Here is a 26,159-nt window from a genome sequence, read left to right as displayed (position 1 = left end):
TGGCGGTCTTTGGGTATTACTGACGGGTAGCGGCTTTTAATCTGCTGACGAATGATTTGAGTTCTGCGAGCATCTGATCAGGCTGCTCGACATTTTTCTCAACGATTTTGACGATCGCGGAACCGGAGATCGCGCCAGCGGCGCCTGCGTCAATGGCGGCAGACACCTGCTCCGGTGCGGAAATACCAAAGCCCTGTAAAGCAGGCGCGGCGTTGTACTCTTTCAGTTTCTCTACCAGATGATGCAAAGGCAGCGCAGCGCGGTTTTCTGCGCCTGTCACCCCTGCGCGAGACAGCAGATAAGTATAACCCCGGCCATAAGAGGCGATCTGGCGCAGCAGGTCATCATCGGCATTGGGCGGGCAGATGAAAATCGGCGCAATGTTGTGGCGCAGCGCCGCCTGACGGAATGGCGCAGACTCTTCCACCGGCACGTCGGCGACCAGAACCGAATCCACGCCGACCTCGGCACATTTGGCATAAAACGCGTCAATACCTTTGCTGAATACCAGATTCGCGTACATCAACAGACCAATGGGAATGGTCGGATGTTTTTCGCGAATGGCGGCCAGCATCTCAAAACAACGGGTCGGCGTGACGCCAGCGGCAAACGCGCGCAGCGTGGCGCTCTGAATGGTCGGGCCATCAGCGAGCGGATCGGAGAAAGGGATCCCTAACTCCAGCGCATCTGCACCTGCCTCAATCAGGGCATCGATAATCTTCAGCGACTGTTCAACGCCAGGGTCGCCGAGGGTCACGAAGGGAACAAAGGCACCTTCCTTGCGATCGTTTAGTTGTGCAAACAAACTTTCATAGCGTTCCATCAGATTTCCCCTCGCGCTTTCAGAATATCGTGTACGGTGAAAATGTCTTTGTCCCCACGACCGGAAAGGTTAACCACCAGCAGTTGCGCTTTCTCCGGATTCTCACGCATCATTTTCAGCGCGTGGGCCAGGGCGTGTGACGACTCGAGCGCCGGGATAATGCCCTCGTGCAGACAGAGCGTTTTAAAGGCGTCCAGCGCTTCATCATCGGTGATCGACACGTAGTCGGCACGACCAATGCTGTTCAGGTACGCATGCTGTGGGCCGACGGACGGGAAATCCAGACCTGCAGAGACGGAGTAGGACTCCTCGATCTGTCCCTCATCGGTCTGCATCATTGGCGCTTTCATACCAAAATAGATCCCGACGCGACCGTGCTTCAACGGCGCACCATGTTCACCGGTTTCAATCCCGTGACCACCCGGTTCTACACCAATCAGCCCAACGTTTGGCTCATTAATAAAATCGGCAAACATCCCGATGGCGTTGGAACCGCCGCCCACGCAGGCGATCACCGCGTCCGGCAGGCGACCCTCTTTTTCGAGGATCTGCGCTTTGGTTTCTTCACCGATCATGCGCTGGAATTCACGCACGATGGTCGGGAACGGGTGCGGGCCAGCAGCGGTGCCGAGCATGTAGTGCGCGGTGTCGTAGCTACCAGACCAGTCACGCAGCGCCTCGTTACAGGCGTCTTTCAGCGTGGCTGAACCGCTGTGAACCGGAATCACTTCCGCACCCATCAGACGCATACGGAAGACGTTTGGTGACTGGCGCTCAACGTCTTTTGCCCCCATGTAGATACGGCATTTCAGGCCGAGCAGGGCGCTGGCGAGCGCCGAAGCTACCCCGTGCTGGCCCGCGCCCGTTTCCGCAATAATCTCGGTTTTACCCATGCGTTTTGCCAGCAATGCCTGACCTAACACCTGGTTGGTTTTATGCGCGCCGCCGTGCAGCAGATCTTCACGTTTCAGGTACAGCGTGGTATTGGTCCCGGCGGTGATGTTCTGACATTTGGTCAACGCGGTGGGACGCCCTGCGTAGTTTTTCAACAGGTCGGTAAACTGGGCCTGAAACTCGGGATCTTTTTGCGCACTGACAAACGCGTCTTCCAGTTGACGCAGAGCAGGCATCAGAATCTGCGGCACATACATGCCACCGAATTCACCAAAATAGGGATTGAGCAATGTTGTCATGTCCTTTTCCTTAATATGCGCGCAGTGTCTGAAATACCGAGGCCAGAAGGCGTGCATCTTTGATGCCCGGCTGTGACTCTACACCTGAATTAAAATCGAGACCGGCACAGCCAGTCTTAGCAGCCTCAACGCAGTTATCCGCGCCAAGACCGCCTGCCAGCAATACGTTATCCAGCGATTGTCCTTGCAGTAACGACCAGTCAAAACGCTGACCGCTGCCGCCCTGGCCGTTATCCAGCACGTATTTGTCGACATGCTGATAATCGCGGGCCGGGAGAGTGTCACCGACGCTCAGCGCTTTCCAGATCTGTACGTTTTCAGGCAGCGAGGCGCGTAGCGCATCAACATACGCCTGATCTTCGCGGCCATGCAGCTGTACGGCTGTCAGTGAAAGCTGTACAGCTTTTTCACAGACGTCGGCGATGTCGTGATTGCGGAATACGCCAACATACTGTAGCGGGGCGGCGGACTGCACTTCGCGGGCCTGTTCAATATTGACAAAACGAGGTGATGAAGGAACAAAAATCAGTCCACCATAGATCGCGCCAGACTCGCAGGCGGCTTTGGCATCTTCCGGACGCGTCAGGCCACAGACCTTATTCTCGCCCAGCAGAACACGGCGTACGGCGGCGTTAAGATCGTCATGCGCCATGAGTGCGGAACCAATCAGGAAACCATTGGCAAAATGGCTCAACTCGCGAACCTGAGCGTAGGTGTTGATCCCCGATTCGCTAATCACCGTCACACCCTGGCCCAGTTTCGGCGCCAGTTGGCGCGTACGATTTAAGTCAATCGACAGGTCGCGCAGGTCGCGGTTGTTAATCCCGACCACTTTCGCGCCAAGCGCAATGGCGCGCTCCAGTTCGTCTTCATTACTGACTTCTGTCAGCACGCCCATTTTGAGACTGTGTGCCACGGCAGAAAGCTGGCGATACTGCTCGTCGTCGAGGACCGAAAGCATCAGCAGGCAGGCGTCGGCCTGATAGTGGCGCGCAAGGTAAATCTGGTAAGGGTCGATAATAAAGTCCTTACACAAAATCGGCTGCGGCGCGATGCGGCTCACGATCGGCAGGAAATCAAAACTGCCCTGGAAGTACTTCTCATCCGTCAGAACGGAAATGGCGGAGGCGTAATGTTTATACACCCCGGCAATCCGCGCCGGATCGAAATCATCGCGGATCACGCCTTTAGACGGGGAGGCTTTCTTACACTCCAGAATAAAAGCCGTACGCGCGCCCTGTAAGGCGTCATAAAAGTGACGCGAGCTGGGCTGGACATCGTTTTGAAAACTGGCCAACGGTTGTTGCTGTTTGCGGGCTTCCACCCAAATCGCCTTGTCTGCGACGATTTTCGCTAAAACGGTTTGCATCATTTACCCTCTTGCCGCCAGAGCGGTGACTCGGTCATAAGCGGAACCACTGTGCAAGACCTCGAGAACGGTTTGCGCATTAGCCTTGAGATCTTCTTCACCATGCAGTCGCATTAACATTGCGACGTTTGCGGCAACGGCTGCCTCATGGGCGGCGTCACCTTTACCTTGTAGTAAGCGTGTCAGAATGTCACGGTTTTCTTCCGGCGTACCGCCTGCCAGTTGTTCCTGGTGGTAAGGGGTCAGGCCAAAGTCATCTGCCGTCAGCTGATAGCTTTTGATCTCGCCGTCATGTAGCTCCGCCACAATGGTCGGCGCATGCAGAGAGACTTCATCCATTCCGCCGCTGTGTACGACCGCGGCACGCTGGTAACCCAGCACGCGCAGGGTTTCGGCAATCGGCAAAACCAGTTCAGGGCTATAAACGCCAATCAGCGCCAGCGGCGGATGCGCCGGGTTAATCAGCGGCCCCAGTACGTTGAACAGCGTACGGGTCTTTAACTGCTGGCGTACCGGCATCGCATGACGGAATCCGGTGTGATATTTCGGGGCAAACAGGAAGCAAACGCCCAGTTCGTCCAGCGCCTGACGCGATCGGTCGGCATTCATATCGAGATTGATACCGAAGGCGGCCAGCAGGTCTGATGAGCCGGATTTACTGGAAACGCTGCGGTTGCCGTGTTTTGCCACCTTCAGGCCGCATGCCGCCGCGACAAATGCACTGGCGGTAGAAATATTAATGCTGTTACTGCCGTCGCCGCCGGTGCCAACGATATCGGCGAACAGATAATCAGGGCGGGGGAACGGCGCAGCGTTTTCCAGTAAGGCGGTTGCCGCACCGGCAATCTCATTCGGATGCTCGCCGCGAATCTTCATGCTGACCAGCGCGGCAGCCAGCTGTTCCGGTTTCAGTTCACCGCGTACCACGGCGGAGAACAACTGGTGGCTTTCCTGCTGGCTCAGGGTCTGTGCCTGATACAGTCTTTCGAGGATCGGCTGCAAGGTATTGGTCGGCTCCAGCTTCTGCTGCGCCCAGGCCAGCGTCTGCTCAAGCAGACGTGCACCCTGGGTGGTCAGAATGGATTCCGGGTGGAACTGTAAGCCGCACACGCGATCGGCATCATGACGAACCGCCATCACCATGCCGTTAAAATGGGCGTTGATGGTCAGGCCGGCGGGGATATTGCTACCGATCAGAGAGTGATAGCGGGCAACCGGCAGCGGATTCGTCAGACCGGCAAACATAGCCTGTCCATCGTGTTCAATGCTGGACGCCTTACCGTGCAGGATCTCACCTGCCTGTCCGACATAGCCGCCGTAGGCTTCGACAATCGCCTGATGGCCCAGGCAGATGCCGATAATTGGCAGCTTGCCGCGCAGACGGGTCAGCAGTTCCGGCATGCAACCTGCTTCACTGGGTACGCCAGGGCCTGGAGACAGCACCAGTACCGGGTTCTTCATGGTGGCCAGACGCTCAATCAGAGTCTGAGCCGGAATATGGTTACGGTAAATCACCACGTTATGACCGTTGGTACGCAGCTGATCTGCCAGGTTATAGGTGAATGAGTCGATGTTGTCGAGCAGCAGAATGTCAGCCATCAGAAAGTCTCCTGTGCGTGGTGCGCGGTGGCAATGGCACGCAGGACCGCGCGCGCTTTGTTACGGGTTTCGTCGGCTTCTGACTGGGGAACAGAATCGAGCACAATACCGGCGCCCGCCTGGACGGTGGCGATACCGTCTTCCACCAGCGCGGAGCGAATCACAATGCAGGTATCCAGATCGCCGTGCGCGGTGAAGTAACCGACTGCACCGCCGTAGCTGCCGCGTCGACGGCCCTCGGCTTCGGCAATCAACTGCATTGCCCGCACTTTCGGTGCGCCGCTCAGCGTGCCCATGTTCATGCAGGCGCGGTAGGCGTGCAGGACATCGAGATCGTGACGTAATTCGCCGACGACGCGAGAGACCAGGTGCATAACGTGAGAATAACGGTCAACCTTCGTCAGGTCTGCCACGTACCGACTGCCTGGCGTACAGATTCGGGCGAGATCGTTACGCGCCAGGTCAACCAGCATCAGATGCTCGGAAAGCTCTTTATGGTCGGTGCGCATCTCCAGTTCAATGCGGCTGTCGAGGTCGCGATCTAACGTTCCATCGGCGTGACGACCGCGAGGACGCGTACCGGCAATCGGGTAAATTTCAATCTGGCGGCTGGCGGCATCGTATTTCAGTGAACTTTCCGGCGACGCACCAAACAAGGTGAAATCGTTGTCCTGCATAAAGAACATGTACGGGCTGGGGTTGCTCTTCTTCAGCACGTAATAGGCCGCCAGCGGCGACGGGCAGGGCAGTGAGAAGCGGCGGGACGGGACCACCTGAAAAATTTCCCCGGCGCGGATCGCTTTCTGCATTGAACGAACCACTGCGCCAAATTCTTCATCGCTCTGATTACATTCACAGCGCATTTGTGGCACGGAAACGACCGGCAACGGCGGCGCAGGTTCGGTCAACTGCTGGCTCAGACGCGCCAGACGTGCGGTGAGTCGCTGTTTTTCCGCGTCATTGTCGCTGAACAGGCTGGCCTGAATGCGGGAGCTTTGTTTCTGGTGGTCGATCACCACAAGCGTTTCCGCCAGATAGAAACAGTAATCCGGGCAGCGGTTGCCAGCCTCAAGCTGTGGTAAATCTTCAAAACCGGCAACCAGATCGTACGCAAACAGACCGCCAAAGAACATCGCTTCGCGCTCTTGCGCCGGGACGTTCACCAGTCCCTGCAGCAGGCGGAAGGCGTCAAAGACCGAGAGTGCGCACAGGCGTGCATCTTCGTCTAATAATGGGCTGACTGGCGGGAAACGCAGCACGCGACCTGCGTCCTGGCGTTCATTTTCAACGCCTGCGGGCAGGGCGGCATCGAGCAATGTCAACAGTGCGGCGCCATTGTCAGTTAAGGCCTGAATAGTGACAGTGTCACCGGTAGCGGTGATGCGTAGCGCGCTATCCACCAGTAACAGGCTTTTAAGGTCGTCTTTGCTGTCGATATCCGCAGATTCCAGCAGCAGCGTTGCCGGACGATTGCCGCAAACCTGGTGGAACAATTCCGTCGGGTTTTTGCGATAGGCGGCATCGCAGGTAATGAGTTCAAGTGTCGGTTTTGATGTCTGCATGGTTATTCTCATTAATTTTGTTCAAAAAAAAGCCCGCGCTGTTGGCGGGCCGGGTATCTGGTGGCGATCTACACGCGAAATACACTGCCCGAAATCAGGAAGTGCGCCACCCACCGTGCAGAACAAACGTTGCTTTCATTTCGATACCCTTTTGCTTGTGAACTTTCGTACTAGTTAACTAGTTCGATGGGTTATTGTCAACACCTGATTTCAGTAAATTTGCCGGAACCGTTATGATGCGCAGGAAAGACTATTTTTGAGAGACGGGAGTTCGCCTTGAGCGACACGAATTATGCAGTGATTTATGACCTGCACAGTCACACCACGGCATCCGATGGACGGCTGACGCCAGAAGCGCTAGTCCACCGCGCCGTCGAGATGCGTGTAGGCACGCTGGCGATTACCGACCATGACACCACAGCCGCGATCCCCGCGGCAAGCGAAGAAATTTCACGTTCTGGCCTTGCGCTAAATTTGATCCCTGGCGTTGAGATCTCCACGGTCTGGGAAAACCACGAAATCCATATTGTGGGTCTGAATATTGATATTGAAAATCCGGTGATGTGCGCGTTTCTGGCGCAACAGACGGAACGCCGACAGCAGCGGGCGCGGCTCATCGCTGACCGCCTGGAAAAAGCGCACATCACCGGCGCATGGGAAGGGGCATTGCGCCTGGCCGATGGCGGCGCGGTGACCCGTGGCCATTTCGCCCGTTATCTGGTGGAGTGTGGTAAAGCGACCACCATGGCGGATGTGTTTAAAAAGTATCTCGCGCGCGGGAAAACAGGATACGTTCCGCCACAGTGGTGTACAATAGAACAAGCTATTGATGTCATTCATCATTCTGGCGGTAAGGCGGTACTGGCCCATCCTGGGCGGTATGATCTTAGCGCTAAGTGGCTGAAAAGGCTGGTGGCGTATTTTGCGCAACATCGTGGTGATGCGATGGAAGTCGCGCAGTGCCAACAGTCCCCGAATGAGCGCACGCAACTGGCTACGCTCGCCCGCCAGCATCTGCTATGGGCATCGCAAGGATCTGATTTTCATCAACCTTGCCCGTGGATCGAGTTGGGTCGCAAGCTCTGGCTGCCGGCAGGCGTTGAAGGCGTCTGGCAGACGTGGGAGCAGCCACAGAACACCACAGTGAGGGAAGTATGAGCCAGTTTTTTTATATTCATCCTGATAACCCACAGCAGCGCCTGATCAATCAGGCGGTTGAGATTGTGCGTAAGGGCGGGGTGATTGTGTATCCAACCGACTCCGGCTACGCGCTCGGTTGTAAAATTGAAGACAAAGGCGCGATGGAACGGATTTGCCGTATTCGCCAGTTGCCGGATGGACATAACTTCACCCTGATGTGTCGCGATCTGTCCGAACTGTCGACCTATTCGTTTGTCGACAACGTGGCTTTTCGCCTGATCAAGAACAATACGCCGGGTAACTACACCTTCATCCTTAAGGGGACGAAAGAGGTACCGCGTCGGTTGTTGCAGGAAAAACGTAAGACCATTGGTCTGCGCGTGCCGTCGAACCCGATCGCGCTCGAACTGTTGCAGACGCTGGGCGAGCCGATGCTCTCTACCTCGCTGATGCTGCCAGGCAGTGATTTTACCGAGTCCGATCCGGAAGAAATTAAAGATCGACTGGAAAAGCAGGTGGACCTGATTATTCATGGCGGTTATCTGGGCCAGCAACCCACAACGGTGATTGATTTAACCGATGATTCTCCGGTTGTCTTGCGTGAAGGCGTCGGAGACGTTAAACCTTTCTTATAAGGACGCAACTCTGTATACTACGCGGCCTTAAAATGGCGCTGAGAAGCGCCGTTGATTCTCCTGTTCGACGCCTGTGAAGGCGACAGCTAAAGGAAGCTCTATGAGCGAAAAGTTACAGAAAGTGCTGGCGCGCGCTGGCCACGGCTCCCGCCGTGAAATTGAATCCATCATTGCAGCAGGTCGCGTCAGCGTAGACGGCAAAATTGCCACGCTGGGCGATCGCGTTGAAGTGACTCCCGGCCTGAAAATTCGTATCGACGGTCACCTGATTTCGGTGAAAGAGTCGGCGGAACAAATTTGTCGCGTTCTGGCCTATTACAAGCCGGAAGGTGAACTGTGCACGCGTAACGACCCGGAAGGTCGTCCTACGGTGTTTGATCGCTTACCGAAACTGCGCGGTGCTCGCTGGATTGCGGTAGGGCGTCTGGACGTTAATACCTGCGGTCTGCTGCTGTTCACTACCGATGGTGAACTGGCAAACCGCCTGATGCATCCGAGCCGTGAAGTTGAACGTGAATACGCGGTGCGCGTCTTTGGCCAGGTTGACGATGCTAAACTGCGCGATCTGAGCCGTGGCGTGCAGCTGGAAGACGGTCCGGCAGCGTTCAAGACCATCAAGTTCAGCGGTGGTGAAGGGATCAACCAGTGGTACAACGTCACCCTGACCGAAGGGCGCAACCGTGAAGTGCGTCGCCTGTGGGAAGCCGTTGGCGTGCAGGTAAGCCGTCTGATTCGCGTACGCTACGGTGATATTCCGTTGCCGAAAGGTCTGCCGCGCGGCGGCTGGACGGAACTGGATCTCGCCCAGACCAACTATCTGCGTGAGCTGGTGGAACTGGAGCCGGAAACCACCTCGAAAGTGGCGGTAGAGAAAGATCGTCGCCGCATGAAGGCAAATCAGATTCGCCGTGCCGTGAAGCGTCACAGCCAGGTGAGCGGCGGTCGCCGTGCAGGCGGTCGTAATAACAACGGTTAATCCGCTATCCCGTAATTGCTAAAAGGCCCCAAGGGGCCTTTTTTAATAGTCAATCCCCATCTGGGCTTTGACCCCGGCCTCAAAGGCATGTTTAACCGGACGCAGTTCACTGACGGTATCGGCCAGTTCGAGAATATCCCGATGGCAGCCGCGACCGGTGATGATCACCGTCTGGTGAGACGGGCGCGCATTCAGCGCGTTAATCACCTCTTCAAGCGGCAGATAGTCGTATGCCACCATATAAGTCAGTTCGTCCAGCACCACCATATCCAGTTGCGGATCGGCAAGCATGCGTTTGCCGTGATCCCATACAGCCAGACAGGCTGCGGTGTCAGCTTCGCGGTTTTGCGTCTCCCAGGTAAACCCGGTCGCCATCACCTGAAATTCAACGCCGTGCGGCTCCAGCAGGTTACGCTCGCCGTTGGGCCAGGTCCCCTTGATAAACTGCACCACGCCGACCTTTTTACCGTGTCCCACTGCGCGAGTGGCGGTGCCGAAGGCGGCGGTGGTTTTTCCTTTCCCGTTGCCGGTGAAGACAATCACGATGCCGCGTTCGTCCTGGGCCTGGGCTACCCGGGCGTCAACCCGGTCCTTCACGCGCTGCTGGCGCTGTTGATAGCGTTCTTCACTCATTGGGCGATTCCTGGTTTGCGGCCCGGTTGGGCGTCGAAGGTCATGCCGGTCTTGCGGCGGCTGTCGTCGCCCATTAGCCACAGGTACAACGGCATAATATCGGCGGGTGTTTTGAGTTTTTGCGGATCTTCCGTTGGAAAGGCGTTGGCGCGCATCCCGGTACGGGTGCCGCCCGGATTGATGCAATTCACGCGTAGCGGACGGTTTTGGTACTCATCTGCCAGCACCTGCATCATGCCTTCGGTAGCAAATTTAGAGGCCGCGTAGGCGCCCCAGTTAGCACGACCCTGCTGGCCCACGCTGGAGGAGGTGAAGACTAACGATCCGGAATCTGACTTAAGTAATAAAGGAAGCAATGCCTGGGTCAGCATAAACGTTGCATTGACGTTGACCTGCATAACCTGTTGCCAGACCTGCGGGTCCTGCTCGATCATCGGACAGACGTCACCCAGTAAACCGGCATTGTGTAAGACGCCGTCCAGTCGCGGATACTGTCCGCCGATGCGCTGCGCCAGATGATGACAGTCATCAGCGGTGCAGGTTAACAGATCGAGTGTAAACCACTGCGGCTGGCGGTCCGTTTGCTGGGTAATGCTGTCGGCGACGTGGCGCAATTTCTCATCATTACGGCCGAGCAAAATGACGTTGGCACCGTAGCGAGCGTAGGTCAGGGCCGCTTCACGGCCAATGCCGTCGCTGGCGCCGGTCACCAGAATAATGCGCTCCTGCAGAAGGTCTTGTTTCGGTTGATAATGCATGGGGACTCCTCGGCGACATGCCTGGTCGCTCTGCTTCTCGTTGGTGTGTCGGGTTTATGCCTGAAACAGGACTCAATTTCAATCAGCCAACGGCGATAACGCCCTAAAATGAACACTTTGTCATACTTTTATCCATCCGCATATCCCGCGAGACGACGCATTACACCTGATGTACACTGAGCCGACGCTAAGTTGTTTAACCAAGGTGGGACGTGTGGAATTGTTGTCTGAATATGGCTTGTTTTTAGCAAAAATCGTGACCGTTGTGCTGGCTATCGCGGCGATTGCCACCATTATCGTGAATGTTGCCCAACGTAAGCGCCAGCGTGGCGAACTGCGGGTTACCAACCTCAGCGAACAATATAAAGAAATGAAGGATGAACTGGCGATGGCGCTTCTCGATAGCCATCAACAGAAACTCTGGCATAAAGCGCAAAAGAAAAAGCATAAGCAGGAAGTGAAAGCCGCCAAAGTAAAAGCCAAACGGGGCGACAGCGACACGTCGGATAAACCGCGCGTCTGGGTGCTGGATTTCAAAGGCAGTATGGATGCCCACGAGGTCAGTTCACTGCGTGAAGAGGTGACGGCCGTACTGGCGGTGGTGAAACCGCAGGACCAGGTGGTGGTGCGTCTGGAAAGCCCTGGTGGCGTTGTGCACGGCTACGGCCTTGCCGCATCACAACTGCAACGCTTACGCGATAAAAAGATCCCGTTGACCGTGACCGTGGATAAAGTCGCGGCGAGTGGCGGTTACATGATGGCCTGTGTGGCGGACAAAATTGTCTCCGCACCCTTCGCGATTGTCGGTTCGATTGGCGTGGTTGCGCAGATCCCCAACTTCAACCGTTTCCTGAAAGGCAAGGATATCGATATCGAGTTGCATACCGCCGGACAGTACAAACGGACGCTGACGCTGCTGGGTGAGAACACCGAAGAAGGGAGGCAGAAGTTTCGTGAGGATTTAAACGAAACCCATCACCTGTTTAAAGATTTTGTCCATCGTATGCGTCCGACTCTGGACATTGAACAGGTTGCGACGGGTGAACACTGGTACGGACAGCAGGCGCTGGAGAAAGGGCTCATTGATGAGATAAATACCAGCGACGAGGTGATCCTTGGGCTGATGGAAGGACGAGAGGTACTGAACGTTCGCTATCTGCAACGGAAGAAACTGGTCGATCGGGTGACAGGCAGTGCCGCGGAAAGTGCCGATCGGCTGCTCCTGCGCTGGTGGCAGCGCGGACAAAAACCGTTGATGTAAGAGACGGTATTAATGAAAAACGCGAGGCTCCAAGGCCTCGCGTTTTTGCTTTAATCAATCAGGTGATACTTTTCAGAAAGTACATGCGCCAGATGTTTAAACATATTGAACACGGCAGTGCTCTTTGGCGTGGGTAAACCTTGCTCGTCTAAAAAGTAATCCCCACTGAAGACCAACACCCCATTTCGCTGGGTCACACCGGTGGCAACAATGCCCGCCAGCGTATCTTCATGCTCACGAATGATTTTGTTGGCTTCAATCAACAGCGTTTCGCGATCGATAGGTTGTGTCTCTTTGCGCATTTTTTACTCCTTAAACAAGGGCATTAGTCTACGCCGACCGACTCTTTTGGGCAAATATTCCCTCAGTGTGTACAAGGGGTTGTCAACCTTTGCTGACTGGCAGGATTTAGTTTTGCATGCTAATAAAGTTGCGTAACGAATTTTATCAGGTACAGTGTGACGCTTTCGTCAACCAGGCAACAGATTTGCTTGACATTCGACCGAAATTCCGTCGTGCTATAGCGCCTCTGTGCGAAAAAACCTGTCAACTCAGTCACCTGGCTATTTAGTGTACAGAGTCAGTACAAGGGGTTGATATCCGCAGACGCAGGGACCATATCCGTGGCTCGTCGCCAGTGGATGGTGTATCAACGTGCGACGCATTCCTGGAAGAATCAATTTAGGTAAAGGTGAATATGGGTAAAGCTCTTGTCATCGTTGAGTCCCCGGCAAAAGCCAAAACGATCAACAAGTATCTGGGTAATGACTACGTGGTTAAGTCCAGCGTCGGTCATATCCGTGACTTGCCGACCAGTGGCTCAGCAGCTAAAAAGAGCGCCGACTCTACCTCCACCAAAACGGCTAAAAAGCCCAAAAAGGATGAACGTGGCGCGCTCGTCAACCGTATGGGCGTTGACCCGTGGCACAACTGGGATGCGCACTATGAAGTGCTGCCCGGTAAAGAGAAGGTCGTCTCTGAACTGAAACAACTGGCTGAAAAGGCCGACCACATCTATCTCGCAACCGACCTTGACCGCGAAGGGGAAGCCATTGCATGGCACCTGCGGGAAGTGATCGGGGGTGATGACACGCGTTACAGTCGCGTGGTGTTTAACGAAATTACCAAGAATGCGATTCGTCAGGCGTTTGAAAAGCCGGGCGAACTGAACATTGACCGGGTTAACGCTCAGCAGGCACGTCGCTTTATGGATCGCGTGGTGGGCTATATGGTCTCGCCGCTGTTGTGGAAAAAAATTGCTCGCGGTCTGTCAGCCGGTCGCGTTCAGTCCGTGGCGGTGCGTCTGGTCGTTGAGCGTGAGCGCGAGATTAAAGCGTTTGTACCGGAAGAGTTCTGGGAAATTGATGCCAATACCACCACGCCTTCCGGCGATGCGCTGCCTTTGCAGGTGACCCATCAGAACGACAAGCCGTTTCGTCCGGAAAACCGTGAGCAGACGCTTGCGGCGGTAAGCCTGCTGGAGAAAGCGCGCTACAGCGTTCTGGAACGTGAAGACAAGCCGACCAGCAGCAAGCCGGGCGCGCCGTTTATCACCTCCACGCTGCAACAGGCGGCCAGCACGCGTCTCGGTTTTGGCGTGAAAAAGACCATGATGATGGCGCAGCGTTTGTACGAAGCGGGCTACATCACCTATATGCGTACCGACTCGACCAACCTGAGTCAGGATGCCGTGAATATGGTGCGCGGTTACATCGGCGACAATTTCGGCAAGAAATATCTGCCGGAAAGTCCGAATCAGTACGCCAGCAAAGAAAATTCGCAGGAAGCCCACGAAGCGATTCGTCCTTCCGACGTCTCCGTGCTGGCGGAAACGCTGAAGGATATGGAAGCCGACGCGCAAAAACTGTATCAGCTGATCTGGCGTCAGTTTGTCGCCTGTCAGATGACCCCGGCGCAGTACGATTCCACCACCCTAACCGTGGGTGCGGGTGATTTTCGTCTGAAGGCGCGCGGTCGTATTCTGCGCTTCGACGGCTGGACGAAAGTGATGCCCGCGTTGCGTAAAGGTGATGAAGACCGGACGCTGCCGGCGGTGAATAAAGGTGATGCGCTGTCTCTGGTTGAACTGATCCCGGCTCAACACTTCACCAAGCCACCGGCGCGCTTCAGCGAAGCCTCGCTGGTGAAAGAGCTGGAAAAACGCGGAATTGGCCGTCCGTCGACCTATGCGTCGATCATTTCGACCATTCAGGATCGTGGCTACGTGCGGGTGGAAAACCGTCGCTTCTATGCGGAAAAAATGGGTGAGATTGTCACCGATCGTCTGGAAGAGAATTTCCGCGAGCTGATGAACTACGATTTCACCGCGCAGATGGAAAACAGCCTCGACCAGGTCGCGAATCACGAAATCGAATGGAAAGGCGTGCTCGACAACTTCTTCAGTGATTTTACTCAGCAACTCGACAAAGCGGAGAAAGATCCGGAAGAGGGCGGGATGCGTCCGAACCAGATGGTGTTGACCAGCATCGACTGCCCCACCTGCGGACGCAAAATGGGAATTCGCACCGCCAGTACTGGCGTGTTCCTTGGCTGCTCGGGTTATGCGTTGTCGCCGAAAGAGCGCTGCAAAACCACCATTAACCTGGTGCCGGAAAACGAAGTCCTGAACGTGCTGGAAGGTGATGACGCGGAAACCAACGCCCTGCGCGCCAAACGTCGTTGTCAGAAGTGCGGTACGGCGATGGACAGCTACCTGATCGATCCGAAGCGCAAGCTGCATGTTTGTGGTAATAACCCGACCTGCGACGGCTACGAGATCGAAGAAGGCGAATTCCGTATCAAAGGGTATGACGGTCCGATCGTCGAGTGCGAAAAATGTGGCTCTGAGATGCACCTGAAGATGGGGCGTTTCGGTAAGTACATGGCATGCACTAACGACGAGTGTAAAAACACCCGTAAGATCCTGCGTAACGGTGAAGTTGCACCGCCGAAAGAAGATCCGGTTCCGCTGCCCGAGTTGCCGTGTGAAAAATCGGATGCGTATTTCGTGCTGCGTGATGGCGCTGCCGGGGTCTTCCTGGCTGCCAATACTTTCCCGAAATCCCGTGAGACGCGCGCGCCGTTGGTGGAAGAGTTATACCGTTTCCGCGATCGTCTGCCAGAAAAACTGCGTTATCTGGCCGATGCGCCGCAACAGGATCCGGAAGGCAATAAAACGCTGGTGCGTTTTAGCCGTAAGACCAAACAGCAGTATGTTGCCGCTGAAAAAGACGGGAAAGCGACCGGCTGGTCTGCCTTCTTTGTTGATGGCAAATGGGTCGAAGGCAAGAAGTAACCGCCCACGGTGCAGTTGTGCTGAAGAGGGTCGCGTAAGCGGCCCTTTTTTTTGTTTTTATAGCGGACTTATTATTTTTTACTCACCGCTATACAGCCTGTTTATTAATGATATAGTGGTTATAGTTAACGGCTTTTTTATTATTAAATCGTATTAGCAGCGCATCACTGCCTGCTCTGAAACGATGACCTGATGGCGCTAATCTGGATGGTTTAACATGAAATTACAGCAGCTTCGCTACATTGTTGAGGTGGTGAATCACAACCTTAACGTCTCCTCCACCGCGGAAGGCCTTTATACCTCGCAACCGGGTATCAGTAAGCAGGTTCGCATGCTAGAAGACGAACTTGGCATCCAGATCTTTGCCCGTAGCGGTAAGCATCTGACTCAGGTGACGCCGGCTGGTCAGGAGATTATCCGCATTGCGCGCGAAGTGCTCTCCAAAGTGGATGCGATAAAGTCCGTTGCCGGTGAGCATACCTGGCCGGATAAAGGCTCTCTCTATATTGCGACGACGCATACCCAGGCGCGTTATGCGCTACCGAATGTGATTAAAGGTTTTATTGAGCGCTATCCTCGTGTGTCGCTGCATATGCACCAGGGATCGCCGACACAGATCGCTGAAGCGGTTTCAAAAGGAAATGCCGATTTTGCCATCGCTACCGAGGCGCTGCATCTGTATGACGATCTGGTCATGTTGCCATGCTATCACTGGAATCGTTCGATTGTGGTGACGCCTGAGCATCCGCTGGCCAATAAAGAGTCGGTGACCATTGAAGAACTGGCACAGTATCCACTGGTGACGTACACCTTTGGCTTTACGAGGCGCTCTGAACTGGATAACGCGTTTAACCGCGCAGGTTTGACGCCACGTATCGTCTTTACGGCGACTGACGCCGATGTGATCAAAACTTACGTGCGTTTAGGCTTAGGAGTGGGAGTGATTGCCAGCATGGCCGTCGATCCGCTGTCCGACCCGGATCTGGTTCGCGTGGACGCCCACGACGTCTTCAGCCACAGCACGACAAAGATTGGTTTTCGTCGCAGCACGTTCCTGCGCAGTTACATGTATGATTTCATTCAACGTTTCGCCCCGCATTTGACGCGTGACGTGGTGGATACCGCCGTGGCGTTGCGCTCGAACGAAGAAATAGAAGAGATGTTTAAAGATATCAAATTACCTGAAAAGTAATCGTCACAGAAAACGATCGGTATCTTTTGTTAGCAGGAGATACCGAAAGTTTTAATTAAATCGCCATTGGTTTTATTAAGGCTGGCGTAATAATAATGTCCACATGATGATTATGGATAATCGACCGTAAAGTAGTGTCTTATTCCCCGCCTCGCAAATTTCCCTTTTCAAATATTTATTTTCGATCAAAAGATTGATTTATTCACTGGAAACGATTCGTAAATTCACTGGATTTTTGACTAAAGTTTCATTAGGATTTGTCTCATCTGATGATTAATTGTACCGATTGTTGGTGCTTAAATGATAAGTGATGCCGATTGTATGAGGTTAGCAATGCCGTCTGAAAACCAGGAGCCACGTCGGGACCCTGAGATGAAACGCAAAGCCTGGCTTGCGGTTTTCCTGGGCTCAGCGCTGTTTTGGGTCGTGATCGCACTGTTGATCTGGAATGCCTGGGGGTAAAAATGGAGGTTCACGACCCACAACAGACGTCGTTACCTACATGTCACTCTGGTGACACCGTACGAGAAACGAAAAAAGGCGCGTGCGTGAAAACTGTTCCCAAATCCTGGAAGCTGACTCAGCAACAGCAAAAGTTTATTGAGTTATTCGACGAAGACGATCAACAGAAACAATAATCGTCACCATTCTTATTACCGTTTCTTTTGTACCGATAAATTATCACGGTGCGCTTTTACCTATACACCGCAGCAATAAAGCGTTGAGAAAGTCTCAACACAATGTATTAAACAAAACGGGTATAGCTGATGATGTCTGCAAATATGAAATACTGGTCCTGGATGGGTGCATTTTCCGTCTCGCTGCTCTTTTGGGCTGAACTGCTCTGGATCGTGATGAATTAATCTCAACCCTTCCGCCTGATGGCGCTACGCTTAGCAGGCTCATATGTGGCCTGAGCAACACATTGATATCGAAAAGTCTGTAGAACAGGTAAGCCTTAGCCGCCACCCGGCATAAACACAAATCTACAGGTTGCCAGCAATCTGAAACCTCGCTACGGCGAGGTTTTCTTCCCCCTCATACACGCGCTCGTCCTCACTTGTATCTTCGCCGTTCGGTTTTTCCTCTTTTATCAATTTGGGTTGTTATCAAAACGTTACATTCTGTTTGTGTTATCTTTAATATTCACCCTGAGGAGAATCAGGGCATCGCAACCCTGTCATTAAGGAGGAGCTATGTCGTCAACCCTACGAGAAGCCAGTAAGGACACACTGCAGGCCAAAGACAAAACCTACCACTATTACAGTCTGCCGCTGGCTGCGAAATCTTTGGGCGATCTCACCCGTCTGCCCAAATCACTGAAAGTCTTACTGGAAAACCTGCTGCGCTGGCAGGACGGCGATTCGGTTACCCAGGACGATATCCAGGCGCTGGCAGGGTGGCTAAAAAATGCCCATGCCGATCGCGAAATTGCCTACCGTCCAGCACGCGTACTGATGCAGGACTTTACCGGCGTCCCGGCGGTGGTGGACCTCGCCGCAATGCGCGAAGCGGTAAAACGCCTGGGCGGCGATACGGCGAAAGTGAATCCTCTCTCGCCAGTGGATCTGGTGATCGACCACTCCGTCACCGTTGACCATTTTGGCGATGACGATGCATTCGAAGAGAACGTGCGCCTTGAAATGGAACGTAACCATGAGCGCTATGTGTTTCTGAAATGGGGCCAACAGGCCTTCAGTCGCTTCAGCGTCGTGCCGCCGGGAACCGGTATTTGCCACCAGGTTAACCTGGAATATCTTGGCAAAGCGGTGTGGAGCGAATTGCAGGACGGTGAATGGGTGGCTTATCCGGACACGCTGGTCGGCACAGATTCACACACCACCATGATTAACGGTCTGGGTGTTCTGGGCTGGGGCGTGGGTGGTATCGAGGCTGAAGCGGCAATGTTGGGGCAACCTGTCTCAATGTTGATCCCGGATGTGGTGGGTTTCAAACTGACCGGAAAACTGCGTGAGGGGATCACTGCAACGGATCTCGTGTTAACCGTCACCCAGATGCTGCGTAAGCACGGTGTAGTCGGCAAATTTGTCGAATTTTATGGCGACGGGCTGGATTCCTTACCGCTGGCTGACCGGGCCACCATTGCCAATATGTCGCCGGAATATGGTGCGACCTGTGGTTTCTTTCCGATCGACGGCGTGACGCTGGACTATATGCGGTTGAGCGGACGCAGTGAAGACCAAATCGAACTGGTGGAGAAATACGCGAAGGCGCAGGGGATGTGGCGCAACACCGGTGATGAACCGATCTTCACCAGTACCCTGGCACTGGATATGAATGATGTCGAGGCAAGCCTCGCCGGACCGAAACGTCCGCAGGATCGCGTCGCACTCGGCGATGTGCCGAAAGCCTTTGCTGCCAGCAGCGAACTGGAACTGAACACTGCGCAGAAAGACCGTCGGCCAGTAGAGTATGTGCTAAACGGACAGTCATATCAGCTTCCTGACGGTGCGGTGGTCATCTCGGCCATTACCTCCTGTACCAACACCTCTAACCCCAGCGTGCTAATGGCGGCGGGTTTGCTGGCGAAAAAAGCCGTTACGCTGGGACTGAAGCGTCAGCCGTGGGTGAAAGCGTCGCTGGCGCCAGGGTCGAAAGTGGTGTCAGATTATCTGGCAAAGGCGAAACTGACACCGTATCTTGATGAACTGGGCTTTAACCTGGTGGGATATGGCTGTACGACCTGTATAGGTAACTCTGGACCGCTGCCGGAGCCTATCGAAACCGCGATTAAGAAGGGCGATCTGACCGTAGGCGCGGTGCTGTCAGGCAACCGTAACTTTGAAGGTCGTATTCACCCGCTGGTGAAAACCAACTGGCTGGCGTCACCGCCGCTTGTCGTTGCCTACGCGCTCGCGGGCAATATGAACATCAACCTGGAGAAAGATCCGCTTGGCCACGATCGCAAAGGCGAGCCGGTCTATCTGAAAGATATCTGGCCGTCGGCGCAGGAAATTGCCCGCGCCGTCGATCTGGTCTCTTCAGAAATGTTCCGCAAAGAATATGCGGAAGTGTTCGAAGGGACGCCTGAGTGGAAAGCAATCAATGTTGACCGCTCAGACACTTACGGCTGGCAAAATGACTCGACCTACATTCGCCTGTCGCCGTTCTTTGACGAGATGCTGGCGCAGCCAGCACCGGTGACCGATATTCACGGCGCGCGCATTCTGGCGATGTTGGGGGATTCGGTGACCACTGACCACATTTCTCCGGCCGGGAGTATTAAAGCTGATAGTCCTGCAGGGCGGTATCTGCAAAACCACGGCGTGGAGCGCAAAGACTTCAACTCCTACGGTTCGCGACGCGGTAACCACGAAGTGATGATGCGCGGGACCTTCGCTAACATCCGTATTCGCAACGAAATGGTGCCGGGTGTGGAAGGCGGAATGACGCGACATCTGCCTGGCACCGAGGTGTTGTCTATCTATGATGCGGCTATGCAGTATCAGCAGGAGAACATCCCGCTGGCGGTGATTGCTGGTAAAGAATATGGGTCGGGTTCCAGTCGTGACTGGGCGGCGAAAGGGCCGCGATTGCTGGGAATTCGCGTCGTCATTGCGGAGTCGTTCGAACGTATCCACCGCTCCAACCTGATTGGGATGGGGATCCTGCCTCTGGAGTTCCCACAGGGTGTTACGCGCAAAACGCTGGGGCTAACCGGGGAAGAGACTATCGATATTGCCGATCTGCAACAACTGAAACCTGGCGCGACGGTGCCGGTGACGTTAACCCGGACCGACGGGAACAAAGAGGTGGTGCAGTGCCGTTGCCGCATCGATACCGCGACCGAGTTAACTTACTACCAGAACGATGGCATTTTACATTACGTGATTCGTAACATGCTGAAGTAAGTCGTAAAAAAGCCTGCATGACACGATGCAGGCTTTTTTTAACGCATGGCTTACTTACTCAACAAGTGACCCATCTTGGCCGCTTTGGTATCCAGATAATGTTCATTATTGGGATTACGGCCCACAATAAGCGGGACCCGCTCCACGATATTGATCCCTGCTTCAGTGAGAATCTCAACTTTCTTCGGGTTATTGGTGAGCAGACGTACTTCGTCAACGCCCAGCAGCTTGAACATATCCGCGCAGAGGGTGAAATCGCGCTCATCCGCGGCAAACCCTAACTGGTGATTGGCCTCTACGGTGTCGTAGCCCTGGTCCTGCAACGCGTAGGCGCGAATCTTATTGAGCAGGCCGATGTTACGTCCTTCCTGACGATGATAAAGCAGAATACCGCGTCCTTCTTCCGCAATATGCGTCAGGGCGGCTTCCAGTTGAAAACCACAGTCGCAGCGCAGGCTGAACAAGGCATCGCCCGTCAGACATTCTGAATGGACACGGGCCAGAACCGGCGTCTGACCTGAAATATCACCATATACTAACGCGACGTGATCGTGTCCGGTTGCCAGTTCTTCAAATCCCACCATCAGGAAATCGCCCCATGGGGTTGGCAGTTTGGCTTCTGCCACTCGTTTAAGCTGCATGTGTTTCTCCAGATAATGCCGGCACGCGATGTTGTGCCGTTGCCTGTTGGCTTATCTTCTTATTTTGCCATAAGGCGACGGACTTCACCTAATCGCCGCCGCGCAATCATCCTGCGAATGGCACAAATCTGTCAATTTCCCCGAACAGGGGATTTTTCGGTTATGATTGTGACACTTATCCGTTAAAGAGGTGTTCATGCTGTCGATTGCAAAGCGTACTGCGGCTGGCGCGGGATTGTTGTTGATTATGCCCGTTACCGTGTGGGTGTCCGGCTGGAGCTGGCAACCGGGGCAGGATACCGGATGGCTAAAAGCGATGTACTGGATAACCGAAACGGTCACTCAGCCGTGGGGTATCATCACACATGTTATTCTCTGTGGCTGGTTCTTCTGGTGTTTGCGCTTTCGTCTTAAAGCGGCGGTAATGCTTTTTACTATTCTGGCGGGGGCAATCCTGCTAGGTCAGGGCGTCAAGTCGTGGGTGAAAGAGCGGGTACAGGAACCGCGTCCTTTCGTGATATGGCTGGAAAAAACGCATCATATTCCGGTTGATGAGTTCTACACTTTAAAACGTAAGGATCGCAGCGACCTGGTGAAGGAGCAACTTACCACCCAGCAGGCTATTCCACACTTTTTACGCCAACACTGGCAAAAAGAGACCGGGTTTGCGTTTCCGTCAGGTCACACGATGTTTGCGGCAAGCTGGGCGCTGCTCGCTGTCGGCTTATTGTGGCCGCGACGCCGGACGGTGACGATTGCCATTTTACTGGTGTGGGCGACGGGCGTGATGGGCAGTCGTTTGCTGCTCGGTATGCACTGGCCGCGCGATCTGGTGGTCGCGACGCTGATTTCATGGGCGCTGGTGACGCTGGCGACCTGGCTTGCACAGCGGTTCTGCGGGCCTTTGACGCCGCCGCCAGAAGAAAGGCAGGAGATTGCTGAACGTGAGCAAAACCGCTGACCAGGGTTGATTTTGACTGGTTTACCCTTAAATCATCCAATAGCTGACTGCTTTCCCATTTCGCACACGCCGTGAAAATGGTAATTTAAAAGGCTAAATGCGGTAAGTTGAACACGATTTATTCGCTTAAACCACATAACGGGAAGTAATGTGAAATATTTACTCATTTTCTTACTGGTGTTGGCGATATTTGTTATCTCGGTAACATTGGGTGCGCAGAACGATCAACAGGTGACCTTTAATTACCTGTTGGCTCAGGGCGAGTATCGTATCTCAACCTTGTTGGCCGTTTTGTTCGCTGCGGGTTTCGCCATTGGTTGGTTGATCTGCGGTCTTTTCTGGCTGCGGGTTCGTGTTTCTCTGGTGCGTGCTGAACGTAAAATTAAACGACTGGAAAACCAACTCTCGCCTGCGACAGACGTTGTGGTGACGTCTGGTACGTCGGTCGCGAAGGAATAATCGTTTATGCTGGAGTTGTTGTTTCTGCTTTTACCTGTTGCTGCCGCCTATGGCTGGTATATGGGTCGCAGAAGTGCGCAACAAACAAAACAGGATGAAGCTAACCGCCTGTCCCGCGATTACGTCGCGGGGGTTAACTTCCTCCTGAGCAACCAACAAGATAAAGCGGTGGATCTGTTCCTCGATATGTTGAAAGAGGATACCGGCACCGTTGAGGCTCATCTCACCCTCGGAAACCTGTTCCGCTCTCGCGGCGAAGTCGACCGCGCCATCCGTATTCACCAGACTCTCATGGAAAGCGCCTCGCTGACCTATGAACAGCGGCTGCTGGCGGTTCAGCAGTTAGGCCGTGATTACATGGCCGCCGGGCTGTATGACCGGGCGGAGGATATGTTTAATCAGCTTACTGATGAAACGGAATTTCGCGTAGGTGCGTTGCAGCAACTGTTGCAGATCTATCAGGCGACCAGTGACTGGCAGAAGGCCATTGAGGTTGCCGAGCGACTGGTCAAACTTGGTAAAGATAAACAGCGTATCGAAATCGCCCATTTTTACTGCGAACTGGCGTTGCAACAGATGGGCAGCGACGATATGGATCGCGCCATGGCGCTGCTGAAAAAAGGGGCAGCGGCGGATAAAAATAGCGCCAGGGTTTCTATCATGATGGGCCGCGTCTGGATGGCGAAGGGCGATTACGCGAAGGCCGTTGAATGTCTCCAGCGGGTGATTTCCCAGGATAAAGAACTGGTCAGCGAAACGCTGGAAATGCTCCAGACCTGCTATCAACAGCTAGGTAAAAATGATGAATGGGCGGAATTCCTGCGCCGTGCGGTAGAAGAAAATACCGGCGCGGCCGCAGAACTGATGCTGGCCGATATTCTCGAAGCGCGCGAAGGGACGGAGACCGCGCAGGTGTATATTACCCGTCAGCTCCAGCGTCATCCGACGATGCGCGTATTCCATAAGCTGATGGATTATCACCTTAACGAAGCCGAAGAGGGTCGTGCAAAAGAGAGCCTGATGGTGCTGCGTGATATGGTGGGCGAGCAGGTGCGTAGCAAGCCGCGCTACCGCTGCTCTAAATGCGGTTTTACCGCGTATACCCTGTACTGGCACTGTCCATCCTGCCGCGCCTGGTCAACGATTAAGCCAATTCGTGGACTTGATGGATTGTAATTTTTAAAAAAAATTCCGCTTTAGTTACAACATACTCATAGTTTAGTCCACTTCCTCACGTTGGCATCGGCGCCACATCGCCTGGCAGTGGTGTAATCGCGTCTGTTAATTTTTGCGCCTGACAGGTAGAATGCACGCCGTTTACCCATTTGCCCCCTTAGCAAGAAGGCCTGGTTATGACGTTAACTGCTTCATCTTCTCCCCGCGCTGCTACCGATTCTCCCGTCGTCGTTGCTCTCGATTATAATAACCGTGATAGCGCCCTGGCGTTTGTCGATCGAATCGACCCGCGCGACTGTCGTCTGAAAGTTGGCAAAGAGATGTTCACGCTGTTCGGACCTCAACTGGTACGCGATCTCCAGCAGCGTGGCTTTGATATCTTTCTGGATCTGAAATTCCATGATATCCCAAATACCGCCGCTCATGCGGTGGCTGCTGCAGCGGATCTTGGCGTCTGGATGGTCAACGTCCATGCGTCGGGTGGGGCGAGAATGATGACCGCCGCCCGTGAAGCGCTGGTGCCGTTTGGTAAAGATGCGCCGCTGTTAATCGCGGTCACCGTGTTGACCAGTATGGAAGCCAGCGATCTGGCGGATATCGGCGTGACACTGTCACCGGCGGAGCACGCCGAGCGCCTGGCGGCATTGACGCAAAAATGTGGTCTGGATGGCGTGGTCTGTTCAGCTCAGGAAGCGGTGCGCTTTAAGCAGGCATTTGGTCGCGATTTCAAACTGGTTACCCCGGGTATCCGACCGCAGGGGAGCGCCGCTGGCGATCAGCGGCGGATTATGACCCCTGAACAGGCACTGGCGGCGGGTGTTGATTATATGGTCATTGGCCGTCCGGTGACGCAGTCTGACGATCCGGCGCAGACGCTGAAGGCCATCAATGCGTCATTGAAGCGGGAGGCGTAATGAGCGATTCCAACAGCCGTCTGGTTTATTCGACGGAGAGTGGGCGGATTGATGAACCTAAAGCCGCGCCCGAACGTCCGAAGGGCGACGGGATTGTCCGTATCCAGCGCCAGACCAGCGGGCGCAAGGGGAAAGGCGTGTGCCTGATTACTGGTATTGATCTGGATGACGGCGAACTCAGCAAACTGGCTGCGGAACTGAAGAAAAAATGTGGCTGCGGTGGAGCAGTCAAAGATGGCGTAATTGAAATTCAGGGTGATAAGCGCGATTTAATTAAGTCGCTACTGGAAGCTCGCGGCCTGAAAGTGAAACTGGCAGGTGGTTAACGAAAAAGCCACGATATAAATATCGTGGCTTTTATTGTTACTGCTAAATAAACTGTGTAGTGCAGACCAGAAAAAAATAATCGTATTATTATATCGAGCCGGACAACCGTAGATTATTTACGATTATTTACCTACCTGGTGGCCGATAATACCACCGACAGCGGCACCACCCAGCGTACCCAGTGTGCTACCATCCGTTAAGACAGCGCCACCTAATGCACCCGCACCCGCACCAATAGCGGTGTTACGATCACGTTTAGACCAGTTAGAACAGGCGCTCAGGGACATTGCCAGGGCAATCGCCAGCACGGCGGCGGTCATTTTTTTGCTCGTTACAAACATAATACTTTCTCCTGAATTAATGATTCACGGAAGTAAGCTCTCTTTAACTATAGTTAAAATATCGGTCATTAAAGAGGGCATCCGTGAAACCTTAGTGCGCAGGGTAATATCACGCAGGTGATAGTCACTTCCTGTTATATCGCTAATAGTAATTTTACGACTTTCGCCTGTGAACAACAGGTAAATAGTCTTAATTCGGGAGTCAGAATAGTCTCAGAGCGCAAATGATCTGCGATGAGCAAATCATTTGCGGATATTTTACTCGGCGTCGACGATATTAACGGTCAGACCACGCTGTTCCATCAGCGCCCGGTCACTGGCGCTAATTCTGGCATCGGTGATCACACGGCTAAACCGCTCGATAGGGCCAAGGGTGTAGGGATGGACCGCACCGAATTTTGAACTGTCGGTCAGGACAATGGCTTCCGAACCTTTCTCCAGCACGGCATTGACCACATCAGCACGCATCATGTCGCGCCCCGTGAATCCCGTTTCGGTCTGCCAGCCATCAATGCCGATAAACGCCTTACTGAAATGGACCTGCTGAATAAACTGGCGAGTCAGCGGTCCCACCATGCTTTCGCTTTTTTTCTGATAAATACCGCCAAGCAGGATCACTTCGCAGGGCGTCTCTTTTAGCAGGTGCGCAATGTAACTGCTGACCGTGATGATGGTGACGTCCTTTTGTTCCGCCAGCGTTCTTGCCAGCAGGGCATTGCTACTGCCATTTTCAATGAATACCGACTCGCCAGGGCTGACCAGCGACGCCGCAAACTCGGCAAGCTGACGCTTCAGGGTGTAGTTGGTCATCATCCTGGTTTCCACATCTTCGCTATCCAGCGAAACGGCGAAACCGTGCGCGCGGCGCAGAAAGCTCTGCTTCTCGAGGGTATTTAGATCCTGTCGAATGGTAACTTCAGAAACGCCAGTGATTTTGGCCAGTTCAGAGACGCTCATCTGGCCTTTATCAATGACCATTTGCAAAATTTTTTGTTGTCGGGAGTTCATAGCGTTAGTTTTTATAGCGGTAAT

The 26,159-nt window shown here is 54.1% G+C and carries 26 protein-coding genes and 1 other annotated feature; of the genes, 15 read left to right on the top strand and 11 right to left on the bottom strand.

The annotated features are described in order from the left end of the window. Positions 1-16: 16 nt before the first annotated feature. The 5 genes from trpA to KI228_RS11870 are packed head-to-tail and all read right to left on the bottom strand — an operon-like array spanning position 17 to position 6,546. Positions 17-823: a tryptophan synthase subunit alpha gene (gene trpA / locus KI228_RS11890; protein WP_061070053.1), complete on the bottom strand. Its 807-nt coding sequence runs from the start codon at positions 821-823 to the stop codon at positions 17-19. Continuing rightward, positions 823-2,016, bottom strand: coding sequence for a tryptophan synthase subunit beta (gene trpB, locus KI228_RS11885; RefSeq protein WP_044257721.1), 1,194 nt, complete (start codon positions 2,014-2,016; stop codon positions 823-825). Before trpB ends, trpA begins: the two co-directional genes overlap by 1 nt. A gap of 10 nt (positions 2,017-2,026) precedes the next feature. Beyond that, a complete protein-coding gene (gene trpCF / locus KI228_RS11880) occupies positions 2,027-3,385 on the bottom strand; it encodes a bifunctional indole-3-glycerol-phosphate synthase TrpC/phosphoribosylanthranilate isomerase TrpF (protein ID WP_061070675.1) in 1,359 nt (452 codons plus the stop codon). 3 nt (positions 3,386-3,388) lie between these two features. Beyond that, positions 3,389-4,984, bottom strand: a complete 1,596-nt coding sequence (trpD, locus tag KI228_RS11875) for a bifunctional anthranilate synthase glutamate amidotransferase component TrpG/anthranilate phosphoribosyltransferase TrpD (protein ID WP_044257722.1) — start codon at positions 4,982-4,984, stop codon at positions 3,389-3,391. Next, positions 4,984-6,546 (bottom strand): anthranilate synthase component 1, encoded by a 1,563-nt coding sequence (locus KI228_RS11870; protein ID WP_061070054.1) that lies wholly within the window; start codon positions 6,544-6,546, stop codon positions 4,984-4,986. The genes trpD and KI228_RS11870 overlap by 1 nt, the downstream gene beginning before the upstream one ends. 23 nt (positions 6,547-6,569) lie before the next feature. Beyond that, positions 6,570-6,664: a sequence feature (Trp leader region), on the bottom strand. Between the two features lie 158 nt (positions 6,665-6,822). Between KI228_RS11870 and rnm the strand changes: the two genes are divergently transcribed. From rnm to rluB, 3 genes are all read left to right on the top strand, one after another. Beyond that, on the top strand, positions 6,823-7,704 hold the full coding sequence (gene rnm, locus KI228_RS11865; protein ID WP_061070055.1) for an RNase RNM: 882 nt from the start codon (positions 6,823-6,825) through the stop codon (positions 7,702-7,704). Continuing rightward, the gene (locus KI228_RS11860) at positions 7,701-8,321 is read left to right on the top strand and encodes an L-threonylcarbamoyladenylate synthase (RefSeq protein ID WP_043000530.1); all 621 of its coding nucleotides are present in this window, start codon (positions 7,701-7,703) and stop codon (positions 8,319-8,321) included. The genes rnm and KI228_RS11860 overlap by 4 nt, the downstream gene beginning before the upstream one ends. 100 nt (positions 8,322-8,421) lie before the next feature. Continuing rightward, positions 8,422-9,297: a 23S rRNA pseudouridine(2605) synthase RluB gene (gene rluB / locus KI228_RS11855; RefSeq protein ID WP_043000531.1), complete on the top strand. Its 876-nt coding sequence runs from the start codon at positions 8,422-8,424 to the stop codon at positions 9,295-9,297. A gap of 42 nt (positions 9,298-9,339) precedes the next feature. Here rluB and cobO read toward each other — a convergent pair whose 3' ends face one another. Both cobO and KI228_RS11845 read right to left on the bottom strand, forming a co-directional pair. Then, positions 9,340-9,930 carry a cob(I)yrinic acid a,c-diamide adenosyltransferase gene (gene cobO, locus KI228_RS11850; protein WP_044257724.1) on the bottom strand — a complete coding sequence of 197 codons (591 nt, stop codon included), beginning with the start codon at positions 9,928-9,930 and terminating at the stop codon, positions 9,340-9,342. Then, positions 9,927-10,688 carry a YciK family oxidoreductase gene (locus KI228_RS11845; RefSeq protein WP_061070056.1) on the bottom strand — a complete coding sequence of 254 codons (762 nt, stop codon included), beginning with the start codon at positions 10,686-10,688 and terminating at the stop codon, positions 9,927-9,929. The genes cobO and KI228_RS11845 overlap by 4 nt, the downstream gene beginning before the upstream one ends. 214 nt (positions 10,689-10,902) lie before the next feature. On the opposite strand from KI228_RS11845, the gene sohB reads away from it, so the two are divergent. Then, positions 10,903-11,949 (top strand): protease SohB, encoded by a 1,047-nt coding sequence (gene sohB, locus KI228_RS11840; protein ID WP_043000534.1) that lies wholly within the window; start codon positions 10,903-10,905, stop codon positions 11,947-11,949. 50 nt (positions 11,950-11,999) lie between these two features. Here sohB and KI228_RS11835 read toward each other — a convergent pair whose 3' ends face one another. Beyond that, positions 12,000-12,251, bottom strand: a complete 252-nt coding sequence (locus tag KI228_RS11835; RefSeq protein ID WP_042318668.1) for a YciN family protein — start codon at positions 12,249-12,251, stop codon at positions 12,000-12,002. A gap of 395 nt (positions 12,252-12,646) precedes the next feature. Here KI228_RS11835 and topA point away from each other — a divergent pair, with 395 nt between their 5' ends. The 6 genes from topA (at position 12,647) to acnA (ending at position 20,308) form a co-directional block, all read left to right on the top strand. Then, positions 12,647-15,244: a type I DNA topoisomerase gene (topA, locus tag KI228_RS11830; RefSeq protein WP_043000535.1), complete on the top strand. Its 2,598-nt coding sequence runs from the start codon at positions 12,647-12,649 to the stop codon at positions 15,242-15,244. Positions 15,245-15,461: 217 nt separating this feature from the next. Beyond that, positions 15,462-16,436 (top strand): HTH-type transcriptional regulator CysB, encoded by a 975-nt coding sequence (gene cysB, locus KI228_RS11825; RefSeq protein WP_212807458.1) that lies wholly within the window; start codon positions 15,462-15,464, stop codon positions 16,434-16,436. A gap of 321 nt (positions 16,437-16,757) precedes the next feature. Beyond that, a complete protein-coding gene (locus KI228_RS11820) occupies positions 16,758-16,898 on the top strand; it encodes a YmiA family putative membrane protein (RefSeq protein ID WP_212807457.1) in 141 nt (46 codons plus the stop codon). Between the two features lie 2 nt (positions 16,899-16,900). Then, complete coding sequence (locus KI228_RS24675; protein WP_224267581.1) at positions 16,901-17,074, top strand: hypothetical protein; 174 nt, start codon at positions 16,901-16,903, stop codon at positions 17,072-17,074. 129 nt (positions 17,075-17,203) lie between these two features. Beyond that, positions 17,204-17,299 carry a small membrane protein YmiC gene (gene ymiC / locus KI228_RS24305; protein ID WP_224267580.1) on the top strand — a complete coding sequence of 32 codons (96 nt, stop codon included), beginning with the start codon at positions 17,204-17,206 and terminating at the stop codon, positions 17,297-17,299. Positions 17,300-17,632: 333 nt separating this feature from the next. Next, on the top strand, positions 17,633-20,308 hold the full coding sequence (gene acnA, locus KI228_RS11815; protein ID WP_061070058.1) for an aconitate hydratase AcnA: 2,676 nt from the start codon (positions 17,633-17,635) through the stop codon (positions 20,306-20,308). Between the two features lie 50 nt (positions 20,309-20,358). On the opposite strand, the gene ribA is transcribed toward acnA, so the two are convergent. Then, positions 20,359-20,949, bottom strand: coding sequence for a GTP cyclohydrolase II (gene ribA, locus KI228_RS11810; protein WP_044257729.1), 591 nt, complete (start codon positions 20,947-20,949; stop codon positions 20,359-20,361). 196 nt (positions 20,950-21,145) lie between these two features. On the opposite strand from ribA, the gene pgpB reads away from it, so the two are divergent. The 5 genes from pgpB (at position 21,146) to yciH (ending at position 24,785) form a co-directional block, all read left to right on the top strand. Beyond that, positions 21,146-21,910: a phosphatidylglycerophosphatase B gene (gene pgpB / locus KI228_RS11805; RefSeq protein ID WP_044257730.1), complete on the top strand. Its 765-nt coding sequence runs from the start codon at positions 21,146-21,148 to the stop codon at positions 21,908-21,910. Positions 21,911-22,060: 150 nt separating this feature from the next. Continuing rightward, a complete protein-coding gene (locus KI228_RS11800; RefSeq protein ID WP_042318731.1) occupies positions 22,061-22,369 on the top strand; it encodes a LapA family protein in 309 nt (102 codons plus the stop codon). 6 nt (positions 22,370-22,375) lie between these two features. Next, a complete protein-coding gene (lapB, locus tag KI228_RS11795; RefSeq protein ID WP_043000540.1) occupies positions 22,376-23,545 on the top strand; it encodes a lipopolysaccharide assembly protein LapB in 1,170 nt (389 codons plus the stop codon). A 176-nt stretch (positions 23,546-23,721) separates the two neighbouring features. Further along, a complete protein-coding gene (gene pyrF / locus KI228_RS11790; protein WP_043000541.1) occupies positions 23,722-24,459 on the top strand; it encodes an orotidine-5'-phosphate decarboxylase in 738 nt (245 codons plus the stop codon). Continuing rightward, the gene (yciH, locus tag KI228_RS11785) at positions 24,459-24,785 is read left to right on the top strand and encodes a stress response translation initiation inhibitor YciH (RefSeq protein ID WP_043000542.1); all 327 of its coding nucleotides are present in this window, start codon (positions 24,459-24,461) and stop codon (positions 24,783-24,785) included. Before pyrF ends, yciH begins: the two co-directional genes overlap by 1 nt. Positions 24,786-24,908: 123 nt before the next feature. Here yciH and osmB read toward each other — a convergent pair whose 3' ends face one another. Together osmB and yciT are read right to left on the bottom strand one after the other, a co-directional pair. Continuing rightward, positions 24,909-25,127: an osmotically-inducible lipoprotein OsmB gene (osmB, locus tag KI228_RS11780; protein ID WP_042318738.1), complete on the bottom strand. Its 219-nt coding sequence runs from the start codon at positions 25,125-25,127 to the stop codon at positions 24,909-24,911. Between the two features lie 258 nt (positions 25,128-25,385). After that, positions 25,386-26,135, bottom strand: coding sequence for a DNA-binding transcriptional regulator YciT (yciT, locus tag KI228_RS11775; protein ID WP_043000543.1), 750 nt, complete (start codon positions 26,133-26,135; stop codon positions 25,386-25,388). Between the last annotated feature and the right edge of the window lie 24 nt (positions 26,136-26,159).

Source organism: Citrobacter amalonaticus, assembly GCF_018323885.1.
In the GTDB taxonomy this organism is placed as follows: Bacteria; Pseudomonadota; Gammaproteobacteria; order Enterobacterales; family Enterobacteriaceae; genus Citrobacter_A; species Citrobacter_A amalonaticus.
The sequence above is the reverse complement of the archived record's forward strand: the minus strand, read 5'-3'. Positions and strand labels throughout refer to the sequence as shown.

Excerpts from the sequence above, each read along its gene's own strand:
- rluB (WP_043000531.1), top strand. The coding sequence starts at position 8,422 with ATGAGCGAAAAGTTACAGAAAGTGCTGGCGCGCGCTGGCCACGGCTCC.
- KI228_RS11820 (WP_212807457.1), top strand. The coding sequence starts at position 16,758 with ATGAGGTTAGCAATGCCGTCTGAAAACCAGGAGCCACGTCGGGACCCT.
- pyrF (WP_043000541.1), top strand. The coding sequence starts at position 23,722 with ATGACGTTAACTGCTTCATCTTCTCCCCGCGCTGCTACCGATTCTCCC.
- KI228_RS11835 (WP_042318668.1), bottom strand. The coding sequence starts at position 12,251 with ATGCGCAAAGAGACACAACCTATCGATCGCGAAACGCTGTTGATTGAA.
- topA (WP_043000535.1), top strand. The coding sequence starts at position 12,647 with ATGGGTAAAGCTCTTGTCATCGTTGAGTCCCCGGCAAAAGCCAAAACG.
- osmB (WP_042318738.1), bottom strand. The coding sequence starts at position 25,127 with ATGTTTGTAACGAGCAAAAAAATGACCGCCGCCGTGCTGGCGATTGCC.
- yciT (WP_043000543.1), bottom strand. The coding sequence starts at position 26,135 with ATGAACTCCCGACAACAAAAAATTTTGCAAATGGTCATTGATAAAGGC.
- KI228_RS24675 (WP_224267581.1), top strand. The coding sequence starts at position 16,901 with ATGGAGGTTCACGACCCACAACAGACGTCGTTACCTACATGTCACTCT.
- cysB (WP_212807458.1), top strand. The coding sequence starts at position 15,462 with ATGAAATTACAGCAGCTTCGCTACATTGTTGAGGTGGTGAATCACAAC.
- cobO (WP_044257724.1), bottom strand. The coding sequence starts at position 9,930 with ATGAGTGAAGAACGCTATCAACAGCGCCAGCAGCGCGTGAAGGACCGG.
- yciH (WP_043000542.1), top strand. The coding sequence starts at position 24,459 with ATGAGCGATTCCAACAGCCGTCTGGTTTATTCGACGGAGAGTGGGCGG.
- trpD (WP_044257722.1), bottom strand. The coding sequence starts at position 4,984 with ATGGCTGACATTCTGCTGCTCGACAACATCGACTCATTCACCTATAAC.
- ribA (WP_044257729.1), bottom strand. The coding sequence starts at position 20,949 with ATGCAGCTTAAACGAGTGGCAGAAGCCAAACTGCCAACCCCATGGGGC.
- trpCF (WP_061070675.1), bottom strand. The coding sequence starts at position 3,385 with ATGCAAACCGTTTTAGCGAAAATCGTCGCAGACAAGGCGATTTGGGTG.
- KI228_RS11845 (WP_061070056.1), bottom strand. The coding sequence starts at position 10,688 with ATGCATTATCAACCGAAACAAGACCTTCTGCAGGAGCGCATTATTCTG.
- pgpB (WP_044257730.1), top strand. The coding sequence starts at position 21,146 with ATGCTGTCGATTGCAAAGCGTACTGCGGCTGGCGCGGGATTGTTGTTG.
- acnA (WP_061070058.1), top strand. The coding sequence starts at position 17,633 with ATGTCGTCAACCCTACGAGAAGCCAGTAAGGACACACTGCAGGCCAAA.
- ymiC (WP_224267580.1), top strand. The coding sequence starts at position 17,204 with ATGATGTCTGCAAATATGAAATACTGGTCCTGGATGGGTGCATTTTCC.
- trpA (WP_061070053.1), bottom strand. The coding sequence starts at position 823 with ATGGAACGCTATGAAAGTTTGTTTGCACAACTAAACGATCGCAAGGAA.
- trpB (WP_044257721.1), bottom strand. The coding sequence starts at position 2,016 with ATGACAACATTGCTCAATCCCTATTTTGGTGAATTCGGTGGCATGTAT.
- KI228_RS11870 (WP_061070054.1), bottom strand. The coding sequence starts at position 6,546 with ATGCAGACATCAAAACCGACACTTGAACTCATTACCTGCGATGCCGCC.
- lapB (WP_043000540.1), top strand. The coding sequence starts at position 22,376 with ATGCTGGAGTTGTTGTTTCTGCTTTTACCTGTTGCTGCCGCCTATGGC.
- KI228_RS11860 (WP_043000530.1), top strand. The coding sequence starts at position 7,701 with ATGAGCCAGTTTTTTTATATTCATCCTGATAACCCACAGCAGCGCCTG.